We start from the raw sequence: 26,016 nt of genomic DNA, 5'->3' as shown, positions 1-26,016 counted from the left end.
ATCGCCAACGTCGACGAATGCGTCAACGCTGACGATTCGGACAACAGGGCCGGGTACATAAAGAATCGTTTCTCCTACTGCCAGGAGACCTTGACGGTAATGCCAGCCATCAAGTGTGGACTGTGGCCACCGGGGTGCTATCTGCAAGGTACCTTCATATCGCGAAATACGCTTATCGGGCAGGGTAAGATAGGCGGCCTGGACGGCGGCTCGTACACCCGGTACGTCGAATTTGACTTCAACGTGGATGTCTTCGTCTCCAGCGGAGACTTCAATAAGGTTGGCGCCAAGCTGGAAGCCGCCTTGGAATGCGAGGGAAGTTGGGCTGCCGGAGCCCCGCCGGAAGCCAAGGTCGAGGAAGCTTGCTACACCGGAATCTACCCCGGCCGTAGCGATCCACCCAGCCAGTGGAAGTACGACGGCGACACAAAATTCGACCTCTGGTCATCGGCGCCAAAGCTTCCCGATGTCGCCAATGGCGATCAGATCGCTACGGGCCTGTTCACCCCGGTCCTCAAGTTCAAGATCCCCGGCTACGACCAGGTCCTCCCTTCGGAGGGTGAGGAAGGGGAAGTTCGTTTCGACAGCGCTGCCTACAACCAGCGCGCCCAACTGGGTTCCGTATTTCCCGACGCCACACCCGCCCTTCGCTACGACAGAAGCGACACGAGCGATCCTGCTGCTCCTGTAGAGCCGTACCTTGGAGTGGCTGCGGTCGCTGACCATGTCGGCGACGCGCTCGAGAACCCGGGCAGCACCTTCCCGACAAAGGCCGACAAGAGCCTGCCCGGCGGAGAAGCATTGCAGCCGATGCACCGCCTCGCGAAGGCGGCCGGGGCGCTTGAGTTGAGCCGCTACAACGCCAATAGCAGGGCTAAAGATTCCGCCTGCGCCAAGCCCACCATGCCGGGTCGGCCCGGACCGGATGAAGAACTCGACTGCGACGAGTTCCCTATGGCCTCTACATATGAGGGTGCGGCACGCGCAGATTATGAAGGAGCTCAGTACACGGACGAATTCTCTGTTCGCTACATCGACCGGGTTGAGAACCAAGAGGCTGGGCGTCGCCTCAACGGCTGGTACGACAACGACCGGATCCTGAACCACGACGCCTTCATACTCGTCATCGGCGACTGACCGAGACACCAGCTCGGGAGTAGTCAAAATGCGGGGCCGGCTCATCATGCCAGCCCCGCAGTCTTTTCACCCGGCTTTGACACCGGCGGCTATGCGCCAGATCTGCACAAGGCAGTATAGATCTTTACCATCCAATTCATCTTTCTGCCCCGGAGGAATTTGCAACGTGCGCGCCCCTCCTATCGGAGAGATGAAAGGGCCCCTCTCACCATTGAACATCCACTGCCATCGCATCTTGTACAGACCGGGTGAGGGAAGGATCAAAGGGATCTGTTGCACCCCGCCATCAATGGTATGAATTCCAAGATCACCTCCGGGAAGTTTCACCTCCACCTCTTCTCGGCCGAACCAATGGGCATCCTTTTCGGGAGGAAGGGTGGACCAGCTCTCCAACCGAACGACCGCCTCAATAACCTGGGATGGCACCTGCAGATAAACCAGGCCGGGGACGGAAATCAGCCAATTCGCATTATCCGGATCTGGCCCATACGTGTCGACAACTGTATCAACCAACCCGAACAGGCGGTAACTTGGACTAACCACGGTTTCATATGTGTCCAGCAGTCTACTCAAGGGGCACCTCTCTCACGTCGACAGTCGAGCCACAAGTAGGTATTGCTACCCAAACATTAACCTGCGCTTTTCACTTGCGGCAGTGTCCAAGTCGTGGGCGGAAAGGTGAAAGTGTCTTCTGAGCTGCAGTGCCGGTGACTTACCGCGTTTCCGCAGGTCGGGTGGGGTATCGAGTGACTCTGAGTGTGTAGTGGACGTTACTCGGAGTGCGGGGCTGGTCCCGTTTCCTGACCACGAAGGTGTTCTTGATGGGTTTCTTGATGCGCTGCCACTGCCGGTTGCGGCAGGCCGGGAGGAGGGCGGCCAGGATCTCCGTCACGACCTCGCGGCGGGCGGTGTCCAACGTGATCGCGTCCGCTGCGGCCTGGCCGGCGACCTTCAGCCGGGCGAGCTGCAAGGTGACGCTGAAGGAGATCCGGTCCGGATCGACCCCGCTGTGTTCCGCCGCGTACATCTGCGGTGCACACAACGCCTGGTAGACGGTGAGGAGTGCGTAGACCTCCTGGTAGATCAGTTCTGGTGCCTTGGAGCGCAGGATGAATCCGGCGCCGCGCAGACGGTTCTCCGACTCGGCGAATCCGTTTTCGATCTCCCACCGCTGGTGATAGGCCATGGCCAACTGGTGGGCCGGGGCGCGTTGGTGGTCGAGCAGGCTGGTGACCAGCCGGAAGGTCTCGGTGCGGGGTGGGCCGGCTTGCGGGCGGATGGTCACGGTGTACTGGCTGATCCGGACGGTGTGGCCCTCGGGCGGCACGGCCAGTGCGCGGCCGGCCCGCACCCTCGCGGCGCAGTGCGGTCACCAGCTTGCCGATGGAGCGCGGGCTAAGCCCGGTGAACGGAGCTATCAAGGAAGGCTCCGACGACGTGATCACACCAGTCATTCCGAGATCATCTCAACCATGCCGGAGGGTTGGGTTGACTCAGATGCGGACGCTCAGCCGCAGGTTGAGCCGGTGGCGTAGACGAGCAGAGGCACCACGAAGGGTTCCGAGCCTGCGCACCTCGTCCACCTCAAGTTCCAGCCGGTCGGCGAGAGCGAGTACGGCGGCGTAGGGTCGTTCGCCCTCCTCGAGCTTCGCTGCAACGGCTTCGAGGACAGCTCGAAGAACGACGGGGTTCGCGCCGGGGTGTTCTGCCAGCAGGCGAAGAAGCCTGTTGTCGTTCCAGACGCTGTCTCGGGCCGTACTCAGTTCCTGGAGGGCTTCGGGCGGGGTGTAGGGATTGGCGGCCAGGGCTTGCCAGACGAACGGGTACGGACACCGCGCGAGACGCTGCAGGACAAAGCTGTCCTTCTCGGCATGCGCCAGTACGAGGTAGTCGGCAGGCGTGGGCACGAGGATGACCTCTCAGAATGGTCGAAGCCGTCATCTTGCCACTGCAACTTCGCTACAGCGGATACGGGACGGTCATGCCCTACCTGCCTCGACCATCGCTTACGGGACAACTCTTGGTGCCGCGTTCCGTCTCTCCGATCACGGCCGCAGCCAGATGTCGACTGCGGCAGCATTGACGGTGCCGACACAGACGTATCCGCGCCGGCCATACCGGGCGAACGAGCGGCCGGGAACCGATCGAACGTGGTCGAGGTCGCGGAGTGGCTCAGCGCGCGAAGGCCCCGGCCTTCACCCCGTCGATGAACGCCGCCCACTCCTCGGGGGCGTAGAACTGGAGCCCGCCGTCGCGGTTCTTGCTGTCCCTGACGGCCCGGCCGCCGTCGGCGGTCTGGGCGACCTCGACGCAGTCCTGGCCCGCACTCTGGGAGGCACTGGCTTTCTTGAATGCCGTCACGATCTCGTGGCGCTTCATTCCTCTTCCTTCTCACTCTCCGGGATGTCACGCAGAGTCTTCCTGATAAACGCAAGACTCTGGTTTGGGGTCAGCGCCGCCGCAGTCAGAGCCTCAAAGATCCGCGCATGGCCCGCCATCTCCTCCAGATCTTCGAGGAGCACAGTGCTGGTTGTCGTGTCGTAGCCAACAACCTCTGACGCCGGCTCGGGACCGAAACTGAGCATGACGAAGTGCGACGAGAGGTGAGCCGCCCGCCACTCGGACAGCGGGAGCACCTGAACACGTACATTTTGCTGCTGGGCCACATTCAGAATGTGTTCGAGTTGCTCGCGGTGCACTTTCCGCGAGGGCATGGGTGCCGTGAGAGCTGGCTCCCAGATGACCGCCGCGAATCGTGCACCGTCCTTCCCAATGAGGCTTCTCCGCACAGCCCTCATCGCAAGCGCCTCATCTACCGACTCGGCCGAATGAACGGTGAGGTCCGAACTCATCAACGTCCGCAGATAGTCGTCGGTTTGAAGCAGACCGGGGATGAAGAGCGGTTGCCACGTCCGGATGAAGGTGGCATCGGTCTCCAGCGTGATGAAGTCGGCAAACCCGGCTTCCCTGGTCGCCCAGCTGAAGTTGAGCCACCATCCACGCTTGTTCGAGTCACGCGCCAACTGCTCCAAGCGCTGGTACACCGCATGGTCTTCCACCCCGTACAGCTCCAGAAGCAGCCGAACATCGCCAGGTCGGGCCGACACCTGACCGGCCTCGATCCGGCTGATTTTGGCCTTCGAACCCACGATGTGATCGGCGGCGTGCTGCTGATCGAGCTTCGCCGCCTCGCGATACCTCCTGAGCGCCGCACCGAGCCGCCTACTGCGCACAGTAGGGCGTCCACCTGCGGGCATGTCCCCTCCTCTTACCGCGTGTGACCAGTTTGCACGCCAACGGACGCTACACGCCAGGCGCTTGAGACCGTGAGTGAGATGCAAATTCTCGCTATCACTCAGTTGCGCTCCAACAGATTCTCACTCTACCGTGAGATGCATCACGCAACGCGTCTCAATGAACGCACTCCGTGACCTCGATCTCGCCTGCCCACCCACGACCTTGGGGGACCCATGTCCGGGCGTACGCACATCAAGAGGTTCCGGGCCCGCAGGGACTCCGTCCCCGCCGCCCGGCACCACGCCGAGAGCATCCTCACCGAGTGGCGACTCGGCGGTCTCATCGACGAAACCGCCCTGATCGTCAGTGAGTTGAGCACCAACGCCATCAACCACGCCAAGGGCACCGGCGACTACTTCGAGCTGGGGTTACGTCGTCGCAACGGCATCCTCGTACTGGAGGTGTCCGACTCCTACCAGTGGCGAATGCCTGAACTCCGCACCCCGTCGCTCGACGACCTCTCCGGCCGGGGCCTGGTCATTGTCGACGCCCTTGCCGCGAAGTGGGGCGTACGGCCGCGCGACCCCGGCAAGACCGTGTGGGTCCACCTGGGCATCGAGCAGGCGATGGTGTCATGACGCAAGCTCCTCAGGACCGTCTGGCGGTGCGAGACCGCCGCCGGCGGACTCCTCGTCCGGGCCGAGCACGCCGACACCCCTGCGCGGGCGTTGATCTGGATGCGGGTCTCCGTACGGACTCTGCTCTCCGGCTTCGACGCGGAGGACCGCGAACGCACCTTCCGCTGGCTGAACCACGGCCAGTGGGAAGCCGTGATACGGCTCAAGGCCGGCGAGCCGTACACCTACACCGCACGCGCGCGGGCCTCCGTGATCGAGTGGTGCGCGCGCCCCGTGCGGGCCCTGCCCGTGGGCACGGTCGCCACGATTCCTTGCCCTTGCCGAGAGATTTCCCGATGTGGGACATGACGGACCAGATGATCGCCTTCCGGCACGGGCTCAGGTCCTTGGACTCGATGTACTGGGTGTTGTCCCCACCGACCCGGTAGTTCTCCCGGCGGCCGTCCGCCCTGAGCTTGATGCCCTCCAAGCGGCGCCGCAGATGGGGAACGGTGATGCCGACCTGGTGGTCGTCCACTCTCACCCGGGTGACCTCGTCCCAGGGGATCTCTTCGGCGGCATCCCTGACGTACAGGTACGTGCCGCCGATCTCGATGTGGCCGTACCGGATCTCGCCGCCCTCGGCGGCCAGTTGACGCACGTCGTGCCGTGCGCGCGCCTCGACGACACGGTCGGTGATCCCCCGAGAAAACATCGGCGTCAGGTTGCCCGTGGACCGCAGGAACGTGTGCTCGGCGAACCGACGGTGAGCCGTGGCCCCGGACGGCCCCGTTGGCAGGCTACCGACCGCAAGGAGGGGCCCCGCAGTCAGTGGCCTCTACGGCGCTGCGCGTCGAACCGATACAGCACCCGTACCAGACGCCACATTCCGACCATCGCTCCAAGCAAGGCACCTCCCATCAGCACGCCTTTGGCCGCTGAACCAGAGAGGCCAAAAACCAGTGTGAGAGCCAGAGCGACGGCAAAGACCGCTGCAGCCAGCGCGACGGCAGTCACCAGGGCGAAAACGATCTCTACCGTCATTGCGTCCTTTTCCCACCGCGACTCACGCCCCATATCCATGCTTCAAGTCTCACATCACGGTCACGTCATGGCACCTGAGTTGGAACAGCACCCGGCTCCCGGCCGAGGCGCCCTCACCAATTGAGATGTCTTCTCATTACCCGTCACGTACGTCTGTTCCACCGGGAGTCGGAAGGCTCTCGGGTATACGTCACCGTATGGCTTCGATGTCTGCCCGCAGACTATGCCCAGCCCCTGACTGACGGAGCGCTTGAGCCCCAAAGCCGCCCCGGCCCCCGGTCGGCGCCTCCTCGCGCGACCGGCCCCGCCCCTCACCCCGCCGCCCCGCTGCCCCGGACGACTCAGCCGTCTGGCCGGGCACCCACCAGGGCGTCGCCCAAGTCCGTACGGAAATACAGCACCGAACGCCCTGCCCTGCGGCGGTCGGCCAGTCCGGAGTCCAGCAGGATCTTGAGGTGGCGGCCCACCGAACCCAGCCCCTGGCCGGTCAGGGCCACCAGTTGAGTGGTGCTCTTCGGGCTGGAGAGGAGGACAAGGACCGCCGCCCGCGCGGGGCCGAGCAGGCGACCAAGGCTGTCGGGCACCCGCGCCCGCCCCGCATCGGCCAGGGCGCCCGAGCACGGGTAGACAACCGCGTACCGCTGGGCTTCGTCATCCCAGGAGACCCAGCCGGTGCGCTGGGTGACCGGCACGAACAGCAGCCGCACACCCGCCAGTTGCTTCGGCGGGTAGTCGTGCGCGTTGATCTGGAGCCGGCTCCCGCCGAGCCACCGCATGCCCGGGCGCAGACCGCTCAGTGCGGCGGCCCAGCCGCCCTGGCTCAGCTGCCCGGTACGGGCGACAACGTCAGCCTCGATGATCCGGCGGCGGCGCGGCCAGTCCGGCAGGACCGTGTGCTGCCAGACCCAGTGCAGTACGTCGGCGGCGCGTTGCGCCAGGTCGTCGCGGTCCAGGAGCTCCGGGAGGGGCCGTCCGCCCAGGGACACCATCAGGTCGACGCGGGCACGCTCGGGCGTGGTCGCCCGGACGGGGGCCAGTTCCTCATCGAAGGACAGTGTGCCCTCGCCCTCAGGCGTGGGAGTGATGAAGTCCGCGTTCCAGCTGCCGCCGAGCGCCGCCGGTACGAGCAGGGCGGCGACCGGGTCGGCGGCCTGCCGTGCCCGGTAGGCGGGCAGATGGGCGTCGAGCCAGGCCTGCTCGCCGGGGTGATCGGGCCGGCCCCGTTCCAGGGAGTTCAGGGCGGAGATGGTCTCGGCGAGCGGCGAGACGACGAACCGGCTGCCCGCGAGCGTATCCGTGTTGATCTGCCACAGACCCATGATGTTTCGCCTCCACGCGAAAAAGTAACGGTCGGCGTGGGCACCCTCCGAGACTCCCCGCATGCGCACCTACCGGGAACTCTTCCGCGCCCCGCAGTTCGGGCCGCTCTTCGCGACCAGTGCCGTACAGGTCGCGGGATCGACGATGGGCGGGCTGGCCCTCGGCACCCTCGTCTATGCCGCGACCGACTCGCCGCTGCTCGCCGCCCTGTCCATGTTCGGCTCTTCGCTCGCCCAGGTGATCGGGGCGGCCGTGCTGATGTCGGCGGCCGACCGGCTGCCGCCACGGGCCGCCATGACCGGCATGGCGCTCGCCTTCGGGCTGGCCACCGCCACCCTCGCCGTCCCCGGGCTTCCGCTGCCCGTCGTCTTCGCGATCATCCTGATTGAGGGCGTGATCGCCGCTGTGGGCGGCGGGGTACGGTACGGCCTGCTCAACGAGGTGCTGCCCAAGGACGGTTATCTGCTGGGGCGTTCGGTGCTCAACATGTGCTCCGGCCTGATGCAGATCGGCGGGTTCGCACTCGGTGGGCTTCTGGTGACGACGCTGTCCGCACGCGGCACGCTGCTGGTCTCCGCCGCCCTGTATCTGACCGGTGCGGCCGTCGCCCGGTTCGGGCTTGCCCGCCGTCCACCGCGCGCCGCCGGGCGGCCGTCGGTCGCCGAGACGTGGCGGATCAATGCCGTGCTGTGGTCCTCCGGTCCGCGCCGCCGGGTCTACCTCGCGCTCTGGGTGCCGAACGGGCTGATCGTCGGCTGCGAGTCGCTGTTCGTCCCGTACTCCCCGGAGCACGCGGGGCTCCTCTTCGCTTTCGGCGCGCTGGGGATGCTCGTCGGGGACACGGTGGCGGGCCGGTTCGTCGCCCGGCAATGGCGGGCGCGGCTGGCGACGCCGTTGCAACTGTTACTGGCCGTGCCGTACCTGTTCTTCGTCACGCGTCCGGCGCTGCCGCTCGCCATCGCTCTGACCACGCTCGCCTCGGTCGGGTTCGCGGCGAGCCTGCTGTTCCAGGAGCGGCTGATGTCCCTGACTCCGGACGAGATCACCGGTCAGGCGCTCGGACTGCACTCCTCCGGCATGCTCACCATGCAGGGCGTCGCAGCCGCGCTCGCCGGCGCCGTCGCCCAGCGGACCTCACCGGGGACGGCGATGACCGTGATGGCGACGGCCTCCCTCGCCATGTCCCTGGCCCTCGTCGCGGCGGGGCGGCGGGCCGAGGCGCGGGGCGAAACGGACCCCGGGCCTCGGCAGGAGGTCAGTGCGGCGTGACCGTTTACAGCTCGGTGTCGGCCGGATGGTGCGGGGCCGGATGGCGGCCGGGCCCGCACCCGGTCGTCCGGCTCAGTCGAAGACCGGGCCCTGCGTACGGGTCCGCTTGATCTCGTAGAAGCCGGGGATCGACGCCACCAGCAGCGTGCCGTCCCACAGCTTCGCCGCTTCCTCGCCCTTCGGGGCGGGGGTGACGACCGGGCCGAAGAAGGCGATCTGCTCGCCGTCCGCGCCCGGGACGGCGATGACCGGGGTGCCGACGTCCTGGCCGACCTTGTCGATGCCCTCCTTGTGGGAGGCGCGCAGCTCGGCGTCGTACGCGTCGGAGTCCGCGAAGTCCGCCAGCTCGGCGGGCAGGCCGACGTCCCCGAGCGCGGCCACGATCGCCTCGCGGGTGGGGCCCTCGCCCTGGTTGTGGAAGCGGGTGCCGAGCGCGGTGTACAGGGGGCCGACGATGTCGTCGCCGTGCTTCTGCTGGGCCGCGACGACGACGCGGACCGGGCCCCAGGCCTTCTCCAGCAGGTCGCGGTACTCCTCCGACAGCTCGTCGAGCTTGTCCTCGTTGAGTACGGCAAGGCTCATCACGTGCCAGCGGACCTCGACGTCGCGGACCTTCTCCACCTCCAGCATCCAGCGGGAGGTCATCCAGGCCCAGGGGCAGAGCGGGTCGAACCAGAAATCGGCAGGGGTCTTGCCGGGCGCCGTGCTGTTGTCAGACATGTTTCTCCTCGTAAGGGCGTTCGCACCTGTGCGCGAGAACGCCTCGGGACGCATCGGCCATTCCCGTATGCCGGGCCGAGTGGCGACATGGGAGGATCAAACGATTCGAACGTGACACAAAGGAGTGTGCCGTGCCCGGTGAGAACCTGTCCCGCGACGAGGCCCGTGTGCGGGCCGAGCTGCTGACGGTCGACGGCTACGAGGTCGGTCTCGATCTGCGTTCCGCCGTCGGTGGGTCCGACGGGGACGGCGACGGGGCCTCCTCCGGTCCGCGGACCTTCCGCTCGGTGACCACGATCCGGTTCCGCACCGCGCGCGCGGGAGCGTCGACCTTCGCGGATCTGGTGGCGCCGAGCGTGAACGCGGTGACGCTGAACGGGCAGCCGCTCGACCCCGCCGTCGTCTTCGACGGGACGCGGGTGGCGCTGGAGGAGCTGCCGGAGGGCGACAACGTCCTGGTGGTCGACGCGCAGTGCGCGTACAGCCGGACCGGCGAGGGAATGCACCGGTTCGTCGACCCGGAGGACGGCGAGGTCTACCTCTACACGCAGTACGAGCCGGCCGACTCGCGGCGGGTCTTCGCGAACTTCGAGCAGCCCGACCTGAAGGCTCCCTTCCGCTTCGAGGTGACGGCGCCCGAGGGCTGGACGGTCTGGAGCAATGGGGCCGAGGAGTCGCGGGACGGCGAGGTGTGGCGGTTCGCCGAGACGAAGCCGATCTCGACGTACATCACGGCGATCGTGGCCGGTCCGTACCACTACGTCACCGACTCCTACCGCCGTACGTTCGACGACGGTACGGAGCTGGAGATCCCGCTCGGCGCGATGTGCCGCAAGGGGCTCGCCCGGCACTTCGACGCGGACGACATCTTCCTCGTCACCAAGCAGGGCCTGGACTTCTTCCACGACAACTTCGACTACCCGTACCCGTTCGGGAAGTACGACCAGGCGTTCGTGCCCGAGTACAACCTCGGCGCGATGGAGAACCCGGGCTGTGTCACGTTCCGCGAGGAGTACATCTTCCGCGGCAAGGTGACGCAGGCGTCGTACGAGAGCCGCGCCAACGTCATCCTGCACGAGATGGCGCACATGTGGTTCGGCGACCTCGTCACCATGCAGTGGTGGGACGACCTGTGGCTGAAGGAGTCGTTCGCCGACTTCATGGGCGTCTTCGCCATGGTCGAGTCGACCCGCTTCAAGGACGGCTGGATCACCTTCGCCAACAACCGCAAGTCCTGGGCGTACCGCGCCGACCAGCTGCCGTCCACGCACCCGATCACGGCCGACATCCGTGACCTGGAGGACGCCAAGCTCAACTTCGACGGCATCACGTACGCCAAGGGCGCCTCGGTGCTGAAGCAGTTGGTGGCGTACGTGGGGCGGGACGCGTTCCTGGAGGGCGCCCGGCGCTACTTCAAGAAGCACGCCTACGGCAATACGCAGCTGGGTGATCTGCTGTCCGTCCTGGCCGAGACGTCCGGGCGTGACATGACCGCCTGGTCCCGGTCGTGGCTGCAGACCGCGGGCGTCAACTCGCTGACCCCGGAGGTGACGTACGACTCGGCGGACCGGATCACGGAGCTGGCGGTCCTCCAGGAGGCGGCCGCTTCCCACCCGGAGCTGCGGCCGCACCGGGTCGCGGTCGGCCTGTACCGGCGAACCGCCGACGGCGACCTGGTGCGGTACGCGCGCGCCGAGGTCGATGTGGCGGGGCCGCGCACGGTGGTCGGGGAGCTGGCCGGAGCGGAGCGGCCTGAGCTGATCCTGGTCAACGACGACGACCTCACGTACTGCAAGGTCCGCTTCGACGAGGTGTCCCTGGCGACGCTGCGGGCGCATCTCGGTGACATGACCGATCCCCTGGCACGGGCGCTGTGCTGGTCCGCGCTGTGGAACCTGACCCGGGACGGGCTGATGCCGTCCCGCGACTTCGTCTCCCTCGTGCTGGCCTTCTCCGGCCGGGAGTCGGACATCGGCGTCCTGCAGATGCTGCATGCCTGGACCCGGACCGCACTTGTGCACTACGCGGCGCCCGAGTGGCGTGAGGAGGGCGGCCGGGCGCTGGCCGATGGTGCGCTGCGGGAGCTGCGGATCGCCGAGCCGGGCAGCGAGCACCAGTTGGCGTGGGCGCGGTTCTTCGCGTCGGTCGCCGACTCGGACGCGGACTTCCAGCTGCTGTCCGGGCTGCTCGATTCGGCCCGGATCGACGGGCTGGACGTCGACCAGGAGCTGCGGTGGGCATTCCTGTCCCCGCTGGCCGCGCACGGGGTGGCCGACGAGTCGGTGATCGATGCCGAACTGGCCCGCGACGACACGGCGTCCGGGAAGCGGCACCAGGTACGGTGCCTGGCCTCGCGGCCCTCGGCCGCGGTCAAGGAGCAGGCCTGGGCGGATGTCGTGGAGTCCCAGGCGTTGTCCAACGCGCTGGTGGAGGCGACGATCACCGGGTTCGAGCAGTCGTCGCAGCGGGAGTTGCTGGCGCCGTACGCGGAGAAGTACTTCGCCGCGATCGAGCGGGTGTGGGCCGAGCGGTCGATCCAGATCGGGATGGCTGTGGTGAGGGGCCTGTTCCCGGCCCTGCAGGACGACCCGTCGACGCTGGCGGCCACGGATGCGTGGCTGACCGCCCATGCGGATGCGGCGCCGGCGCTGCGCAGGCTGGTGCTGGAGGCGCGGGACGATCTGGCTCGGGCGTTGCGGGCGCAGGGGTGCGACGCGGCGGCGGCAGCGGAGCCTGGGGTCTGACGGACGCCGGGGCCGGGTGCCCAGGCTTTGTTCTCACTCGCCGGACGGGCTCGGTTTTCCGGCCCGTCCGGGGTGGGGCCCGTGGGGGCGCCCGCCCCGGGCGGGCCGAACGCCGCCGCGACGGTCCGTTCCGGTTGTCGAACATGCCTGCTTCAGGACGGTGTTGTCCTGAATTGTCGACGGGCATGTAACAGGGGTTAGTGCCACGTCCGCTTGCGGGATACCCCGGAACATGACCCAGAACACGCCACTCTCCCCCAGTCACCTCCGTATCACCGACGATGTCCGTCAACGCGTGCTGTCCGCAGCACAGTTGAAGGCGCACAGTGTGTCCGCCGCGGAGGCCGCCGCGCAGTGCAGGACCGGCGGGCCGTGGCAGCAGCCGCTGCCCGGCGTGTATGTCCTGCACCCGGGACCGGTCACCGACGAGGAACGGCTGCGGTCCGCCCTGCTGTACGCGGGCCGGCCACCGGCGTCCGGCCGTCGGGGCGTGCCCGCGCAACCGGGACCGGACACGGAGCCCGAGTACGGCGAGGCCATGGTCACCGGGCTTGCCGCACTGGTCCTGCACGGGTTCGCGGCGGCCTCGCCGGCCCAGATCGATGTGCTGGTGCCGCGTACCCGGCGACTGCGGTCGGTCGGGTACGTACATCTGGTGCGGGCCTCCGAACCGCCCTGCCCCGAGCAGGTGCGGGGCCTGCCCGTGGCCCCGGTGGAGCGGGCTCTCGCGGACGCGGTCGCCGGGCTCGAGGACGCCTCGACCGTACGCCATCTGCTCACCGAGGCGGTCCGCGGCGAGCATTGCGAGCCGGCCGCCCTCGCACGCGAGCTGAGCCGGGCCGAACTGCTGGACTGCCCCCAACTGGTGGACGCCGTCGACGCGTTGCTCGCCGAGGGGCGGGCGCTGGCGGAGAACCGGCTGTACGACATGGTGCGGTCGCACGGCCTGCCGGAACCGCTCTGGAATGTGGACCTGCGGCTCCCCGGCGGCCCGCACCTCGGCGGAGTGGACGCCTACTGGCCCGAGCAGGCGGTCGCCGTGGTGCTCGACACCAGAGCACCCCGGCACAGCAGGCTCGACGACGACCGGCGCCAGGAGGAGCACGACGCGCAGTGGTCCGCGTACGCCGCCAAGCGGGAGCACCTGGAGCGACTCGGCGTCACCGTCATCCACCTCTCCCCGAAGAAGCTCCGCGACGCGGCGGGGCAGCAGGCGATCGTGGTGCATGCGGCACTGATGGAGGCGGCCGATCGTGAACCGGCCGCGTATGTGATGCTCCTGCCCCGTTGAGGACGGGCCGCGGAAGCCATGTGCCGGTCGGCCATATTCGCCGTTTCGTCCCTGATGGCGCATCAGCTCCACTGGCGGAATTCCGCCATGTCCATATCTCGCCCCTCTCAACTCTCCACAAGCCCTGGCATTTACGAAAGGGTGAGCGGTCATCCGGTACCGAATTCCGGACTCTCTCTTTCACTTCAGGGATGCTGATGACCGCCGATCGCACGTACCCCAGTTCCATACCCGGGGCGAGACGCGCGGCCCGAATCGCGGCTGCCGCCGGTCTGGTGGCCGCGCTGGCCGCCACCGGCGCCGCCCCGGTCTTCGCCGCCGATGACCCCGCGCCCGTCAAATCCGCCGCCGACGGCGCAACGGCCGACAAGCTCGGCGCGGCCGATGCCGACCTTCTGGCCAAGGCCAAGGCGAAGGGCGAGAAGAACGTCACGATGATGGTCGCCACCGCTCCCGGTGCGACCGAGCAGGTCACCAAGCAACTGGACGCCGTCAAGGGGTCCGTGCTGGGACGTGCCTACGACAAGCTCGGCTACGTACGGGCCACCGTGCCCACCGCGTCCGCCGAGGCGACCATCGAGGCGGCCTCCAAGCTGTCGTCCGTCCAGGGCATCGATCTCAAGCAGGAGATCAAGCTGGACGACCCGACGCCCGCGGGCGACCGGGCCGCCGGGGCGACGGCGAAGTCCACGGGCACCTACCCGGCGCCCGGCAGGAAGACGCCGGCGAAGAACCCGTACAACCCGTCCTTCGAGACGGGCGCGGTCGACTTCGTCGAGCAGCACCCGAAGGCCGACGGCCGGGGCGTGACCATCGGCGTCCTGGACTCGGGTGTGGACGTCGGTCACCCGGCGCTGCAGAAGACCACCACCGGTGAGCGCAAGATCGTCGACTGGGTGACGGCCACGGACCCGGTCAACGACGGTGACGGCACCTGGCTGAGGATGACGGACGCCGTGTCCGGCCCGACGTTCACGTACGAGGGCCGTACGTACAAGGCGTCCGAGGGCGACTACAAGATCGAGCTGTTCGCCGAGGACGCCACCAAGGGCGGCGACATGGCGGGCGACCTGAACCGCGACGGTGACACCACCGACGTGTGGGCCGTGCTCTACGAACCGGTCACCGGCACCACGCACGTCGACCTGAACAACGACGGCGACTTCACCAACGACACCGCCCTGAAGCCGTACAAGGAGAAGCACCAGATCTCCTACTTCGGCAAGGACGACCCGCGGACCGATGTCGCCGAGCGCATCCCGTTCACCATCGAGACGCGCAAGAACGTCGTCCACAACGCGGCCGGCGACAAGGCCGACTACGTCAGCATCGGTGTCATCGAGTCCGAGCACGGTACCCATGTCGCGGGCATCACCGCCGCGAACAGTCTGTTCGGCGGCAAGATGAACGGTGCCGCGCCCGGTGCCAAGATCGTCTCCTCGCGTGCCTGCACCTGGTCCGGCGGCTGCACCAACATCGCGCTCACCGAGGGCATGATCGACCTCGTCGTGAACCGGGGTGTCGATGTCGTCAACATGTCGATCGGTGGCCTGCCGCCGCTCAACGACGGCAACAACGCCCGCTCCAGGCTCTACAAGCGGCTCATCGACACCTACGGCGTCCAGCTGGTCATCTCGGCCGGAAACGACGGCCCGGGTGTGAACACCATCGGTGACCCCGGCCTCGCCGACCACGTCATCTCCGTCGGTGCGTCCATCTCCAAGGAGACGTGGGCGGCCAACTACGGCTCGAACGTCACCAAGAAGTACGACATGCTGCCCTTCTCCTCACGCGGCCCGCGTGAGGACGGCGGCTTCGCGCCGATCCTGACGGCCCCGGGTGCGTCCATCAACACCACCCAGACCTGGCTGCCCGGCGGCCCGGTCAAGGAGGCGGGCTACAGCCTGCCGGCGGGTTACTCCATGCTGCAGGGCACCTCGATGTCCTCGCCGCAGGCCGCGGGCGCGACCGCGCTGCTGCTGTCGGCCGCGAAGCAGAAGCACATCGAGCTGCCGCCGGCCGATCTGCGTACGGCGCTGACCAGCACCGCCACCCACATCAAGGGTGTGCCCGCGCACGCCCAGGGCTCCGGTCTGATCGACATCGTCGGTGCCTGGAAGCAGATCGAGAAGCAGGGTGCCCCGGCGCACGAGTACTCGGTGAAGGCCCCGGTCGACACCGCGATCGACTTCGCGCTGAAGACCCCCGGCTTCGGTACCGGTCTGTACGACCGCGAGGGCGGTCTGAAGGCCGGCCAGAAGAAGTCGTACGACGTCACGATCACCCGCACCACGGGTCCGGACAAGGCCGTCAAGCACCGGCTGTCGTGGAAGAACAACGACGGCACCTTCAAGCTGACCGGCCCGAGCACGGTCTCCCTGCCGCTCGGCGAGCCGGTCACTGTCAAGGTCCAGGCGCAGCCGGGCAGCGCGGGCGTGCACAGCGCGATCCTGCTCGTGGACGACCGCAAGACCGTCGGCGTGGACCAGCAGATCCTCTCCACGGTCGTCGTCTCCACGCCGCTCGTGAAGCCCGCCTACGCGTTCAAGGCGTCCGGCTCGGTGCAGCGCAACAGCAGCACGTCGTACTTCGTGAACGTGCCGGAGGGCGCCAAGACCCTTGAGGTCGCGATGAGCGGGCTGCGCTCGGGCAGCCAGACCCGCTTCATCTCCATCCACCCGTACGGGGTGCAGATGGAGAACAGCTCCACGATCTTCTGCTACCCGAACTACGAGAACCCGGCCAACACCTGCCGCCCCGACGTGCGCTCCTACAAGGACCCGCAGCCGGGCGTCTGGGAGATCGAGGTCGAGGCACGGCGCACGTCGCCGCTGCTGGACAACCCGTACAAGCTGGATGTCTCGCTGCTCGGCGCCACCTTCGACCCGGCGGTGCAGACCATCGCCGAGGCGAAGATCGGCACGCCGGCCGCGGTGAACTGGCAGGTCACCAACAACGCCGGCGACCTGGAGGGCACGCTCAAGGGCGGCTCGCTGGGCTCGGCCAAGGTCGCCAGGCCGTCGATCAAGACGGGCGACGAGCAGGAGTACACGGTCACCATCGGTGAGGGCGTCGAGAAGCTGGACGTCGCCATCGGCGGAACGTCGGACGCCAACGCGGACCTGGACCTGTACGTCTTCAAGGGCAACGCCACGGTCGGCAAGTCCACCACGGCCGGGTCCGAGGAGTCGGTCAGCCTGGCGAAGCCCGCCGCCGGCACGTACACCGTCGTGATCGACGGCTACTCCGTCCCCGCCGGGACCACCACGTACGACTACCGCGACGTGTACTACGCGCCGTCGCTCGGCACGATCAAGGTCGACGAGTCGAAGGCCGTGAACCTGGCCAGCGGCGCCTCGGCCCAGATCGGTGCCGAGGTCTCGGTCGCCGGGGCGGCCCCCGAGGGCCGGCAGTTCTTCGGCGAGGTCCACCTGGTGAACAGCCGCGGGACCGCGGCGGGCACCGGCAGCGTCGTGATCGAGAAGGTCACGCCGTAGCGGTTCACGCCGTCGCGGCGGCCTCGGTCGCCGCGTGATCCATGTGGTCCATGCATGTGATCCGTACGACAGTGGGGCGGGGCTCTGTGGAGCCCCGCCCCACTGCTCTGCCGGTCCGGCCGGGTGGGCAGTGTCCACAGCGCGGACAATGGATTGGACAAGGAAGCCGTTCACATACGCATCATGGAGCGGCAACCGCGCCAGCTCGTATGTTTGAAGGAGTCCCTGTGAAGGTCGGAATCGTCGGCGCCACCGGTCAGGTCGGCACAGTCATGCGCAGGATCCTGGCCGAGCGGAAGTTCCCGGCCGACGAGCTGCGGCTGTTCGCGTCCGCGCGCTCGGCGGGTTCCACGATCGAGTGGCAGGGCCGGGAGATCACCGTCGAGGACGCCTCGACGGCCGATTACTCCGGGCTGGACATCGTGCTGTTCTCGGCCGGTGGCGCGACGTCGAAGGCGCTCGCCGAGAAGGTCGCCTCGCAGGGTGCCGTCGTGATCGACAACTCCTCCGCCTGGCGCAAGGACCCCGAGGTCCCGCTGGTCGTCTCCGAGGTCAACGCGCACGCGATCGCGAACCGGCCCAAGGGCATCATCGCCAACCCGAACTGCACCACGATGGCCGCCATGCCCGTGCTGCGCCCGCTGCACGACGAGGCCGGCCTCCAGGCGCTGACCGTCGCCACCTACCAGGCGGTGTCCGGCTCCGGTCTGGCCGGTGTCGCCGAGCTGCACGGCCAGGCGTCCAAGGTCGTCGCCGACGCCGACAAGCTCACCCACGACGGCGAGGCCGTCGACTTCCCCGAGCCGGGCGTCTACAAGCGTCCGATCGCCTTCAATGTGCTGCCGCTGGCCGGCTCGATCGTCGACGACGGCTCCTTCGAGACCGACGAGGAGCAGAAGCTCCGCAACGAGTCCCGCAAGATCCTGGAGATCCCGGAGCTGAAGGTGTCCGGCACCTGCGTCCGGGTGCCGGTCTTCTCCGGCCACTCGCTCCAGATCAACGCACGTTTCGCCCGTCCGGTCAGCGTCGAGCGCGCATACGAGCTGCTGAAGGACGCCCCGGGCGTCGAGATCTCCGAGATCCCCACCCCGCTGCAGGCGGCCGGCAAGGACGCCTCGTTCGTCGGCCGGATCCGGGTCGACGAGACCGCGGAGAACGGCCTCGCGCTCTTCGTCTCCAACGACAACCTGCGCAAGGGCGCAGCACTGAACGCGGTACAGATCGCGGAGCTGGTGGCGGCGGAGCTGAACGGCTGACGCCTGTACGCACAAAATGGGCGGCCACCGCAGTGCGGTGGCCGCCCTTTCGTGTCCGTCAGAGGGCGAGATGCCGTCGCAGGGCGGCGTCGATCTCGGCCATGCGCCGGCGCGGGACAGTGCCGACGTGCCGCAGGAACCGCTCCTCGGCCAAGGCGCGCACCTGCTCGCACTGCACCTTGGAGTCCTTCGGCAGGCCGCACTCCGCCGCGGGAAGCAGCACCTGGAAGGGATAGACCCGGGCGGTGTTCGATGTCAGTGGCACCACGGTGATCACACCACGCCCCATCCGCGAGACAACGGCGTTGGCCCCGTCGTTCGAGACGATCACCGACGGACGGGCCTTAATGGCCTCGCTGCCCCGCACCGGCTCGTACTCGACCAGGTAGATGTCACCGCGCTTCATCGCTCAGCCCGTCACCCGAGAACTTGTCCCAGAACGCGGCATCCTCGCTCGCGTCCCATTCCGCGAATGCCGCCTCGTAGTCAGCCTCCAGATTCGAGGCACGCAGCAGCTCGATGGCGGCGTGTATCACCGCGGACCGGGAATCCGCCTCGGTCTTCTTGGCGTACTCGTCGACGAAGGCGACATCCTCCTGCGGCAAGCTCACACTGATCTTCATACTGTTGATGCTACCGCGGTAGCTTATCTATAGCTACTCCGTCTCCGGGCGCGACGTGGAAGGATGACCGAAAACGTCACATACCAAGGAGATGACCGCGTGCCTGGCACCAATCTGACCCGCGAAGAGGCACAGGAGCGGGCGCGCCTGCTGACCGTGGACGCGTACGAGATCGATCTCGACCTCTCCGGAGCGCAGGAGGGCGGAACCTACCGGTCCGTGACCACCGTGCGCTTCGACTCCGCCGAGGCCGGTGCGGAGACCTTCATCGACCTGGTCGCCCCGGCCGTGCACGAGGTCGAGCTGAACGGCAAGTCGCTGGACGTCGCGGCCGTGTTCCGCGACTCGCGTATCACGCTTCCGCATCTGGTCGCGGGCTCCAACGAGCTGAAGGTCGTCGCCGACTGCTCGTACACCAACACGGGCGAGGGCCTGCACCGCTTCGTCGACCCGGTCGACCAGCAGGCGTACCTCTACACCCAGTTCGAGGTGCCGGACGCGCGCCGCGTCTTCGCGAGCTTCGAACAGCCCGACCTCAAGGCGACGTTCCGGTTCACGGTGAAGGCGCCGCACGGCTGGACCGTCATCTCGAACTCGCCGACACCCCAGCCGCAGGACGATGTCTGGTCCTTCGAGCCGACGCCGCGCATCTCGACGTACATCACGGCCCTGATCGTCGGCCCGTACCACTCGGTGCACAGCAGCTACGAGAGGGACGGCCAGTCCGTTCCGCTCGGCATCTACTGCCGCCCGTCGCTGGCCGAGTTCCTCGACGCGGACGCGATCTTCGACGTGACGCGGCAGGGCTTCGACTGGTTCCAGGAGAAGTTCGACTACGACTACCCGTTCGCCAAGTACGACCAGCTGTTCGTCCCGGAGTTCAACGCGGGCGCGATGGAGAACGCGGGCGCCGTCACCATCCGCGACCAGTACGTGTTCCGCTCGAAGGTGACGGACGCGGCGTACGAGCGGCGCGCGGAGACCATCCTGCACGAGCTGGCACACATGTGGTTCGGCGACCTCGTCACCATGGAGTGGTGGAACGACCTGTGGCTGAACGAGTCGTTCGCCACGTACACCTCGGTCGCCTGCCAGGCATACGCGCAGGGCTCGAAGTGGCCGAATTCCTGGACTACGTTCGCCAACTCCGAGAAGACCTGGGCCTACCGCCAGGACCAGCTGCCCTCCACGCACCCGATCATGGCGGACATCCGTGACCTGGACGACGTGATGGTCAACTTCGACGGGATCACGTACGCCAAGGGCGCCTCGGTCCTGAAGCAGCTGGTGGCGTACGTCGGCATGGACGAGTTCTTCAAGGGCGTCCAGGCGTACTTCAAGGCGCACGCGTTCGGCAACACCCGTCTGCCCGACCTGCTGGGCGCGCTGGAGAAGACCTCCGGCCGCGACCTGAAGACCTGGTCGAAGGCATGGCTGGAGACGGCGGGCATCAACATCCTGCGCCCGGAGATCGCCACGGACGAGAACGGCCACGTCACGTCCTTCACGGTCCTCCAGGAGGCCCCGGCCCTCCCCGCCGGCGCGAAGGGCGAGTCGACGCTGCGCCCCCACCGCATCGCCATCGGCTGCTATGCCATCGACACCGCCGACTCCGGCAAGCTGGTCCGTACGAACCGGATCGAGCTGGACGTCGACGGCGCGCGCACGACCGTGCCGTTCCCGGCCGGCACCGCCCGCCCCGCCGTGATCCTGCTCAACGACGACGACCTCTCGTACGCGAAGGTCCGTCTCGACGAGGAGTCGCTGCGCGTCGTCACCGAACACCTCGGCGACTTCACCGAGTCCCTCCCCCGCGCCCTGTGCTGGGCCTCCGCCTGGGACATGACCCGCGACGGCGAGCTGGCGACCCGGGACTACCTCTCCCTGGTGCTCTCGGGCATCGGCAAGGAGTCGGACATCGGCGTCGTCCAGTCGCTGCACCGTCAGGTGAAGCTGGCGCTGGACCTGTACGCGGCGCCGGAGTGGCGCGAGGCCGGGCTGACGCAGTGGACCGAGGCCACGCTCGCGCACCTGCGCGCGGCGGAGCCGGGCAGCGACCACCAGCTGGCCTGGGCCCGCGCCTTCGCGGCGACGGCCCGCAACCCGCAGCAGCTGGACCTGCTGCAGTCGCTGCTCGACGGCAAGGAGACGGTCGAGGGCCTGGCCGTCGACACGGAGCTGCGCTGGGCATTCGTCGAGCGGCTGGCCGCGACCGGTCTGTTCGAAGAGGACGAGATCGCCGCCGAGTACGAGCGCGACAAGACGGCGGCGGGCGAGCGCCACGCGGCGACCGCTCGCGCGGCCCGCCCCACCGAGGAGGCGAAGGCGGAGGCGTGGGCCTCGGTCGTCGGGTCCGACAAGCTGCCGAACGCCGTCCAGGAGGCGGTCATCGCCGGTTTCGTCCAGACCGACCAGCGCGAACTGCTGGCCCCGTACACGGAGAAGTTCTTCGCAGCGATCAAGGGTATCTGGGAGTCGCGCAGCCACGAGATTGCGCAGCAGATCGCCGTCGGCCTGTACCCGGCCGTCCAGATCTCGCAGGCCACCCTGGACACCACGGACGCCTGGCTGTCCTCGGCGGAGCCGAACGCGGCTCTGCGCCGGCTGATGTCCGAATCGCGTTCGGGTGTGGAGCGCGCGCTGAAGGCCCAGGCCGCGGACGCGGCGGCTGCCACGGCGTAACGGCCGAGCGGTGAAGCGGTGAGGGGCGCCCCGCGGTCGGGGGTGCCCCTTCTCTTGCTTCTCTTCGCCGCGGGCGGCGGTGACACGCCGACGCCAGACCCTGCATGAGCTGTACATCCGCGGCGGTCACAAGCTCGACGTTCGTCACGGTGCGCCACTGTGCCGGGACTCCGCACCGCCGTCGAAGCGTGGTGGCGGAGCCGATGACAGGCCTGGCACCCGGGTCCGGACATGCGTGTGCGCCGCGCGGTACCGGGGTACCTGCGGCGCACTCGGGAAGCAAGACCGACCCGGTCGGTCTCAGTAGGTGCTAGACCTTCTTCTTGGACTTGTCGAAGATCATGACCAGGCCCGCGATGACCACGAACAGGACGATGGGGGCCACGACGAACTGGAGGATGGTGTCCATCGCACTCAGTCCCGGACCGGGGTCGTCACCGTCGTCGCGGGTGAGCGCGAGCGCAGGGGACGACATGAGCAGCATCATCAGCGTCGTTCCGGCCGCGACGGCGCCGGCGCGCATAGCGTTCTTCTTGTCCACGAAACAAACGTAGCGAATGCCCGGGAAGGGCGCGCGCCCGGGGTGCCGTACGAGGTCACGGGCGGAATTCCCGGTGGATTCCCGGGTGAGGATCCAGGTTGGCCCGTGGGCGGTCCTCGCGGGAGCGGAGGACCTCCATCAGCCGGTGCAGGCGGGCGAGCCGGGACAAGCCCATTCAGACTCCTGGGGACTCCATGCCCCACGCGCCGCCGGAGGTGGCCGGCTCGCTGGTCAGCGCGGCGTTGGCGGCGAGCGGGGCTTCGCTGGTCAGGGGTGTGGCGTCGGCGAGCGGCGGCTCGCTGGTGAGAGGTATCGCATCGGCGAGCGGCGGCTCGCTCGTCAGCGGACCGGTGCCGGGTGCGGTGGCCGGGAACCCACCGGGCAGCGGGGCGGGACCGGGTGTCTGTTCGGCGAGGGCGGAGAGCAGGAGCGGCGCGGCAGCGGGCATGGCGGCCTCCCGGCCGTGGAGGGACAGGACTCAGCGGACCTACCCAGCGGGCTCGGCCGCAGACGTAGGCGTCATCACAACGACTTCAACGTGCTCTGGGTCACATTCCGTTCCTCGGGGGCCGGTTCGCCGTAAGACCGGTCGGCCATATCCGCTGTTTTCGGCCATTCGGCGTCACCCTTGGCGTCGCCCGTAAACAGCCGAACACCCGTCACCCCGCTCACCACATCGGGCATTTGCGGCACACCAGCCACCCGCATTGACACCTTCGCGCGTTGGGTGGTGGGCTCGGAGCCCACCGGGGAGAGCGAGGGAGAAGAGCGATGCGGCTCAGGCGCAGAAAGCAGGCAACGGCCATCACGGTCGCCGTGCTCGGCGGGCTGCTCTCCGCAGGGACGACGGCCGCCGTCGCGGCCCCTTCGGCGCCCGGCCCCTCCGCCGTCGCCACCCCCGACCGCACGGACGACGGCGGCCTGCCCGCCGTGTGGCCGCGGCCCCAGTCCATCAAGGCCTCCGGGCCGTCCGTACCGCTCTCTGCCGAGGTCACCCTCGTGGCCGACGCGCACGCGGATCCGTATGCCGTCGACGCACTGAGGAAGCTCCTGCGGGACGCGGGCGTGCGGACCGTCCACGAGGCGTTGCCGGGCCGCGGACCCGTCATCCGGCTCGGCGGCAACGGCGCCCAGGACGCCCTGCGCTCGCTGCACGCCCCCGACCGCGGCGATCTGCCGTCCGGTGGCTACCGGATCGCGGTCGGCCGGGTCGCGGGCCGGGACACCGTCGCCGTGGACGGCGTCGGCGAGGACGGACTCTTTCACGGCGTGCAGACACTGCGTCAGCTGATCCGGGACAAGAGCATCGCCGGGGTCACCGTCAGGGACTGGCCGGGCACCGCCGTACGCGGGATGACCGAGGGCTTCTACGGGCAGCCGTGGACCCGTGCGCAGCGGCTGGCGCAGATCGACTTCATGGGGCGTACGAAGCAGAACAGGTATCTGTACGCGGCGGGCGACGACCCGTACCGGCAGGCCCGTTGGCGCGACCCGTACCCCGCCGACCGGCGTGCCGACTTCCGGGCGCTGGCCGAGCGGGCCCGCGCCGAGCATGTGACGCTCGGCTGGGCCGTCGCCCCCGGCCAGGCCATGTGCATGTCGTCGGACAGCGATGTGAAGGCGCTGACGAAGAAGCTCGACGCGATGTGGGCGCTGGGCGTGCGCGTCTTCCAGTTGCAGTTCCAGGACGTCAGCTACAGCGAGTGGCACTGCGACAGCGACGCCGACACCTTCGGCAGCGGCCCCGAGGCGGCGGCCAGGGCGCAGGCGCGGGTGGCGAGCATGGTGGCGCAGCATCTCGCGGACCGCCATCCGGGCGCGGAGCCGCTGTCGGTCATGCCGACGGAGTTCTACCAGGACGGGGCGACCGACTACCGCAAAGCGCTCGCCGAGGAGCTGGACGACCGGGTCCAGATCGCCTGGACCGGTGTCGGGGTCGTACCGAGGACCATCACCGGCGGGGAACTGGCCGGTGCCCGCGCCGCGTTGCGGCATCCGCTGGTCACGATCGACAACTACCCGGTCAACGACTACGCGCAGGACCGCATCTTCCTCGGCCCGTACACCGGCCGGGACCCGGCGGTGGCGATGGGTTCCGCGGCGCTGCTCGCCAATGCGATGGAGCAGCCGTCCGCGTCCCGCATTCCGCTGTTCACGGCCGCCGACTTCGCCTGGAACCCGAAGGACTACCGGCCGCAGGAGTCCTGGCAGGCGGCGATCGACGATCTGGCGGGCGGCGACGCCCGCGCCAGGGACGCGCTGCGCGCGCTGGCCGGGAACAGTGCGACGTCCGTGCTGGGCGGTGACGAGTCGGCGTATCTTCAGCCGCTGCTGACCGCGTTCTGGCAGTCCCGTACGACGACCGACGCCACGGCGCAGGCCGATGCGGCGCGCAGGCTGCGGGAGGCGTTCACCGTGATGCGGGAGACCCCGCAGCGGCTCAAGGGTCTGGACGGCGGGCGCCTGGACGACGAAGTGCGGCCGTGGACGGAGCAGTTGTCCCGGTACGGCCGGGCGGGCGAGCTGGCCGTCGATCTGCTGCAGGCCCAGTCGCGCGGTGACGGGGCTGCCGCGTGGCAGGCGTCGCTGGCGCTGGAGCCGGTGCACAAGGCCACGAAGGCGAGCGATGCGACGGTCGGCAAGGGTGTTCTCGGTCCGTTCCTGGACCGGGTGCGCCGAGAGGCGGACGCCTGGACCGGCGCGGACCGCGACGCCGGTACGGTGACCGAGGCCCCGGGCAGCTATACGGTCCGGCTGAACCGCTCCCGCCCGGTGGAGACCGTGACGGCGATGACCGTACCCGGCCGCGGCACGGTGGCCGGTGCGACGCTGGAGGCCCATGTGCCCGACAAGGGCTGGCGCAGCCTCGGCCCGGTGTCGGCGACCGGCTGGACCCAGACGCCGGCCAAGAAGCTGCGGACCGACGCGATCCGGATCAGCTGGCCCACCGGCGGTCCGTCGACGCCCCCGGTCATCACCGGCACGCTGCCGCCGATCGTCCCGGGAAGCCGGATGGGAAGCAGCCTCACAGCCGGCTCCTCCACAAGTGCGCGGGGCCGGGCTCCGCAGGTGCGCGCGCTCGTGCCGTGGTTCGGTGACGAGCCCGCCGCCCGGCTCGATCTCGTACGCGGCGAGACGGATGCCGAGATCGGCGGCAAGCCGCAGCGGGTCGAGGCGCGGCTGGCCGCTCGGCGCCCTGCCGAGGTACGGGGCACCCTCACCGCGCAGGCCCCCGAGGGCATCGAGGTGAGCGTCCCGAAGCAGACGAGGGTGCCGCGCGGTTCGCGTACCGACGTCCCCGTCGAGATCACCGTCCCGGCGGGCACCCCGGCGGGCGATTACGAGGTGCCGATCGGCTTCGGCGACGAACGCAGCACGCTGACCGTCCGGGCGTACCCGCGCACCGCGGGACCCGACCTGGTGCGTACCGCCACCGTCTCCTCGTCCGGCGACGAGACGCCGGACTTCCCGGCGACGGCCGCCTCCGACGGCGATCCGGACACCCGTTGGTCCTCGCCGGCAGAGGACGGCGCCTGGTGGCAGGCGGAACTGCCGCAGCCGGCCCGGGTCGGCCAGGTGGTGCTGCACTGGCAGGACGCGTACGCCTCCCGCTATCGCGTCCAGGTCTCCGCGGACGGCCGCAACTGGCGCACGGCGGCGACCGTACGGGATGGCAGGGGCGGGCGCGAGTCGGTCCGGATGGACGCGAAGGGCACCCGCTTCCTCAGGGTGCAAGGCGATGCCAGGGGCACCGAGTTCGGCTACTCGCTCTGGTCGGTGGAGGCGTACGCGGTGGCTGGGCAGGACAACTGACCTTCCCCGCCTTTGCCGGCCCGGGGACGGCAAAGGCCCGGGAAATCAGGCCGATATGCCATCGGTCCGAGCCATCGCGTCGTCCGCGCCGAACGGGTTGCGAGCAGGGCAGATCGACCTGCGCAGGTGGCATGCCCCGTGCGGATGGCGGCCGCCCCTCCGACGACCCGCCTCGCACAGCACGAGAACATGACGGATGAATCGAACCGACCAGTGGCCGAATCC

The 26,016-nt window shown here is 68.5% G+C and carries 22 protein-coding genes and 1 pseudogene; 8 read left to right on the top strand and 15 right to left on the bottom strand.

What is annotated here, in order from left to right; all coding sequences use genetic code 11:
* Positions 1-1,203 precede the first annotated feature (1,203 nt).
* The 6 genes and pseudogenes from ACH4EW_RS03570 to ACH4EW_RS03545 all read right to left on the bottom strand — a co-directional run bounded on the left by ACH4EW_RS03570 (position 1,204) and on the right by ACH4EW_RS03545 (position 4,394).
* The gene (locus ACH4EW_RS03570; RefSeq protein ID WP_398250735.1) at positions 1,204-1,710 is read right to left on the bottom strand and encodes a hypothetical protein; all 507 of its coding nucleotides are present in this window, start codon (positions 1,708-1,710) and stop codon (positions 1,204-1,206) included.
* 139 nt (positions 1,711-1,849) lie between these two features.
* The gene (locus ACH4EW_RS03565) at positions 1,850-2,422 is read right to left on the bottom strand and encodes a transposase (RefSeq protein ID WP_398251272.1); all 573 of its coding nucleotides are present in this window, start codon (positions 2,420-2,422) and stop codon (positions 1,850-1,852) included.
* A gap of 40 nt (positions 2,423-2,462) precedes the next feature.
* A pseudogene (locus tag ACH4EW_RS03560) lies at positions 2,463-2,591 on the bottom strand (IS5/IS1182 family transposase); the annotation flags it as partial.
* A 39-nt stretch (positions 2,592-2,630) separates the two neighbouring features.
* Entirely contained in the window at positions 2,631-3,044 is a 414-nt protein-coding gene (locus ACH4EW_RS03555) for a hypothetical protein (RefSeq protein ID WP_398250732.1), read from the bottom strand.
* 265 nt (positions 3,045-3,309) lie between these two features.
* Positions 3,310-3,516 (bottom strand): DUF397 domain-containing protein, encoded by a 207-nt coding sequence (locus ACH4EW_RS03550; RefSeq protein WP_398250729.1) that lies wholly within the window; start codon positions 3,514-3,516, stop codon positions 3,310-3,312.
* Positions 3,513-4,394, bottom strand: a complete 882-nt coding sequence (locus tag ACH4EW_RS03545) for a helix-turn-helix domain-containing protein (protein ID WP_398250726.1) — start codon at positions 4,392-4,394, stop codon at positions 3,513-3,515. The genes ACH4EW_RS03550 and ACH4EW_RS03545 overlap by 4 nt, the downstream gene beginning before the upstream one ends.
* A 213-nt stretch (positions 4,395-4,607) precedes the next feature.
* Between ACH4EW_RS03545 and ACH4EW_RS03540 the strand changes: the two genes are divergently transcribed.
* The gene (locus ACH4EW_RS03540) at positions 4,608-5,012 is read left to right on the top strand and encodes an ATP-binding protein (RefSeq protein ID WP_398250723.1); all 405 of its coding nucleotides are present in this window, start codon (positions 4,608-4,610) and stop codon (positions 5,010-5,012) included.
* Between the two features lie 202 nt (positions 5,013-5,214).
* On the opposite strand, the gene ACH4EW_RS03535 is transcribed toward ACH4EW_RS03540, so the two are convergent.
* The 3 genes from ACH4EW_RS03535 to ACH4EW_RS03525 all read right to left on the bottom strand — a co-directional run bounded on the left by ACH4EW_RS03535 (position 5,215) and on the right by ACH4EW_RS03525 (position 7,354).
* Positions 5,215-5,706 (bottom strand): hypothetical protein, encoded by a 492-nt coding sequence (locus ACH4EW_RS03535; protein ID WP_398250721.1) that lies wholly within the window; start codon positions 5,704-5,706, stop codon positions 5,215-5,217.
* A 113-nt stretch (positions 5,707-5,819) separates the two neighbouring features.
* Entirely contained in the window at positions 5,820-6,074 is a 255-nt protein-coding gene (locus ACH4EW_RS03530; protein ID WP_398250718.1) for a DUF6332 family protein, read from the bottom strand.
* Positions 6,075-6,376: 302 nt separating this feature from the next.
* The gene (locus ACH4EW_RS03525; protein ID WP_398250715.1) at positions 6,377-7,354 is read right to left on the bottom strand and encodes an ArsR/SmtB family transcription factor; all 978 of its coding nucleotides are present in this window, start codon (positions 7,352-7,354) and stop codon (positions 6,377-6,379) included.
* 61 nt (positions 7,355-7,415) lie between these two features.
* Between ACH4EW_RS03525 and ACH4EW_RS03520 the strand changes: the two genes are divergently transcribed.
* Complete coding sequence (locus ACH4EW_RS03520) at positions 7,416-8,624, top strand: MFS transporter (protein WP_398250712.1); 1,209 nt, start codon at positions 7,416-7,418, stop codon at positions 8,622-8,624.
* Positions 8,625-8,696: 72 nt separating this feature from the next.
* On the opposite strand, the gene ACH4EW_RS03515 is transcribed toward ACH4EW_RS03520, so the two are convergent.
* The gene (locus ACH4EW_RS03515; protein ID WP_398250709.1) at positions 8,697-9,344 is read right to left on the bottom strand and encodes a DsbA family protein; all 648 of its coding nucleotides are present in this window, start codon (positions 9,342-9,344) and stop codon (positions 8,697-8,699) included.
* 131 nt (positions 9,345-9,475) lie between these two features.
* Here ACH4EW_RS03515 and pepN (ACH4EW_RS03510) point away from each other — a divergent pair, with 131 nt between their 5' ends.
* From pepN (ACH4EW_RS03510) to ACH4EW_RS03495, 4 genes are all read left to right on the top strand, one after another.
* Positions 9,476-12,088, top strand: coding sequence for an aminopeptidase N (gene pepN / locus ACH4EW_RS03510; RefSeq protein WP_398250706.1), 2,613 nt, complete (start codon positions 9,476-9,478; stop codon positions 12,086-12,088).
* Positions 12,089-12,320: 232 nt separating this feature from the next.
* Entirely contained in the window at positions 12,321-13,379 is a 1,059-nt protein-coding gene (locus ACH4EW_RS03505; protein ID WP_398250703.1) for a hypothetical protein, read from the top strand.
* 197 nt (positions 13,380-13,576) lie between these two features.
* On the top strand, positions 13,577-16,876 hold the full coding sequence (locus tag ACH4EW_RS03500) for a S8 family serine peptidase (RefSeq protein WP_398250700.1): 3,300 nt from the start codon (positions 13,577-13,579) through the stop codon (positions 16,874-16,876).
* Between the two features lie 227 nt (positions 16,877-17,103).
* The gene (locus ACH4EW_RS03495; protein ID WP_398250698.1) at positions 17,104-18,132 is read left to right on the top strand and encodes an aspartate-semialdehyde dehydrogenase; all 1,029 of its coding nucleotides are present in this window, start codon (positions 17,104-17,106) and stop codon (positions 18,130-18,132) included.
* Between the two features lie 58 nt (positions 18,133-18,190).
* Here the strand turns inward: ACH4EW_RS03495 and ACH4EW_RS03490 are convergent, their stop codons facing one another.
* Together ACH4EW_RS03490 and ACH4EW_RS03485 are read right to left on the bottom strand one after the other, a co-directional pair.
* Entirely contained in the window at positions 18,191-18,538 is a 348-nt protein-coding gene (locus ACH4EW_RS03490) for a type II toxin-antitoxin system PemK/MazF family toxin (RefSeq protein WP_398250695.1), read from the bottom strand.
* Complete coding sequence (locus tag ACH4EW_RS03485; protein WP_398250692.1) at positions 18,525-18,755, bottom strand: ribbon-helix-helix domain-containing protein; 231 nt, start codon at positions 18,753-18,755, stop codon at positions 18,525-18,527. The genes ACH4EW_RS03490 and ACH4EW_RS03485 overlap by 14 nt, the downstream gene beginning before the upstream one ends.
* Before the next feature lie 99 nt (positions 18,756-18,854).
* On the opposite strand from ACH4EW_RS03485, the gene pepN (ACH4EW_RS03480) reads away from it, so the two are divergent.
* Entirely contained in the window at positions 18,855-21,437 is a 2,583-nt protein-coding gene (gene pepN, locus ACH4EW_RS03480) for an aminopeptidase N (RefSeq protein ID WP_398250689.1), read from the top strand.
* Positions 21,438-21,747: 310 nt separating this feature from the next.
* Here pepN (ACH4EW_RS03480) and ACH4EW_RS03475 read toward each other — a convergent pair whose 3' ends face one another.
* The 3 genes from ACH4EW_RS03475 to ACH4EW_RS03465 all read right to left on the bottom strand — a co-directional run bounded on the left by ACH4EW_RS03475 (position 21,748) and on the right by ACH4EW_RS03465 (position 22,680).
* Positions 21,748-21,978 carry a hypothetical protein gene (locus ACH4EW_RS03475; protein ID WP_398250687.1) on the bottom strand — a complete coding sequence of 77 codons (231 nt, stop codon included), beginning with the start codon at positions 21,976-21,978 and terminating at the stop codon, positions 21,748-21,750.
* 175 nt (positions 21,979-22,153) lie between these two features.
* A complete protein-coding gene (locus ACH4EW_RS03470) occupies positions 22,154-22,426 on the bottom strand; it encodes a hypothetical protein (protein ID WP_398250684.1) in 273 nt (90 codons plus the stop codon).
* 74 nt (positions 22,427-22,500) lie between these two features.
* A complete protein-coding gene (locus tag ACH4EW_RS03465) occupies positions 22,501-22,680 on the bottom strand; it encodes a hypothetical protein (protein WP_398250681.1) in 180 nt (59 codons plus the stop codon).
* Positions 22,681-22,749: 69 nt separating this feature from the next.
* Here ACH4EW_RS03465 and ACH4EW_RS03460 point away from each other — a divergent pair, with 69 nt between their 5' ends.
* Positions 22,750-25,791 (top strand): beta-N-acetylglucosaminidase domain-containing protein, encoded by a 3,042-nt coding sequence (locus ACH4EW_RS03460; protein WP_398250678.1) that lies wholly within the window; start codon positions 22,750-22,752, stop codon positions 25,789-25,791.
* Positions 25,792-26,016 lie beyond the last annotated feature (225 nt).

Source organism: Streptomyces sp. NPDC018000 (assembly GCF_044328025.1).
In the GTDB taxonomy this organism is placed as follows: domain Bacteria; phylum Actinomycetota; class Actinomycetes; order Streptomycetales; family Streptomycetaceae; genus Streptomyces.
This window is presented reverse-complemented; position numbering and strand designations above follow the sequence as displayed.